Annotated in this window: 1 protein-coding gene; it reads left to right on the top strand. The window is 38.4% G+C overall.

The window, feature by feature from the left end:
* Window positions 1-23: 23 nt before the first annotated feature.
* On the top strand, window positions 24-488 hold the full coding sequence (locus FKN16_RS24365; RefSeq protein WP_170903747.1) for a hypothetical protein: 465 nt from the start codon (window positions 24-26) through the stop codon (window positions 486-488).
* The last annotated feature ends 132 nt before the right edge of the window (window positions 489-620 follow it).

Genomic DNA, 620 nt, shown 5'->3' with positions numbered 1-620 from the left:
GGCGTTAGGTGTCCGGAGGAGTTATGGATAACGTTCAAGTCTTACAACATCAATACTCGATAGCAAAAAATGCTGAATCATTATCAACCAATAATATTTGGATTTGTACGGGATTTTATGGCTGGGACTGCTTGAACAAAGTCGCTTTTCTTTGTCATTTTGATCACCCTTGCAGTGTTAAAGCCTTACCTAATATTCTTCGAAAAATAAGAAAGTTAGTGCCTGATGAACACTCCTTTGATGCTTGTTTAATCGGAGGAAAAGGTTGGTTTTGGTCACGTACCACTCGAACAAACATCAATGTATGTATACAAAGGCAATCCATAATTAATTTATCAATATCAGAAGCTCCTTTTCAGAACTGGATTACAAATAAAGTTGATCTAACCATCTGCTCTAAAACAGGAAAAGTATCATTTGATAAAGTAGCTGGTCGTTCTACGCCGAAGGGGATATTTTGGTGTATAAAACCTATGCAACAAGTGTAAATACACCTAACAAAGCGTTTAAGGCAGATTCGCAACGCGTGGCATTTTTGGTTTGATTCAGCTTTTGTGTTTTCGGCACAATGGTTTAGCTTAGATGGTAGCGTTGCTCACTACTTAACGCGGCGTTATGCG

Origin of the sequence: Vibrio sp. 11-4(1) (genome assembly GCF_013048625.1) — a bacterium.
GTDB classification, from domain to species: domain Bacteria; phylum Pseudomonadota; class Gammaproteobacteria; order Enterobacterales; family Vibrionaceae; genus Vibrio; species Vibrio diabolicus.
This window is presented reverse-complemented; position numbering and strand designations above follow the sequence as displayed.